2 pseudogenes are annotated in these 649 nt (G+C 63.4%); both read right to left on the bottom strand.

What is annotated here, in order from left to right:
- A pseudogene (locus AC1D1X_RS25150) lies at positions 1-346 on the bottom strand (cupin domain-containing protein); the annotation flags it as partial.
- A gap of 86 nt (positions 347-432) precedes the next feature.
- A pseudogene (locus AC1D1X_RS25145) lies at positions 433-649 on the bottom strand (methionine synthase); the annotation flags it as partial.

The raw sequence follows: 649 nt of genomic DNA, 5'->3' as shown, positions 1-649 counted from the left end.
ATTCAAGACGCTCGCCCCAACGCATGCGAGCCTTGCCCCGGATGACATAGATCACACTTTCCAGATGACCATGATGATGGGCGCCGGTCTTGGCGTCGGCGTGGATRGTCACCGTGCCGGCCCAGAGCTTTTGGGCACCGACGCGGGCGAAGTTGATGGCGGCGCGCCTGTCCATGCCGGGTGTTTGTGCGGTATTGCCATCAAGCTGATTGCCGGCGATCACGCGCACGCCGTCGTGCTTCCATGGCGGGTCGGCTTCTCCCTGCGCGTGAGGATGCGCGTGTCCAGGACCGTGGGAATGATCGTGGTCGTGAGGATGATGCGGAAGCGTGGGGTCATTGCTCATGCTGCCAGCGTACACCAGCGCCGTGCATTCAGTCCAGCACAACGGCCTCCCGCACTGCGCAGCAATGCCGCGCGCGCTGAGCAACCTTACTTGTAGCGTTCCCGCGCCAGCGCCGCACCTGCACCCAGCGCCTGCAACTTCTTCAGGGCCACTTCGCGGTCCATGGGCGCCAGGCCGCAATTGGTGCAGGGAATCAATCGGTTTCTGGGCACATATTTGAGCGCCTTGCCGATGGTGTCGGCCACCTGCTCGGGCGTTTCAATCTCCTCGCTGGCGACGTCGATCACGCCGACCATCACGTCC

Source organism: Polaromonas sp. P1_G4 (assembly GCF_056405475.1).
The sequence above is the reverse complement of the archived record's forward strand: the minus strand, read 5'-3'. Positions and strand labels throughout refer to the sequence as shown.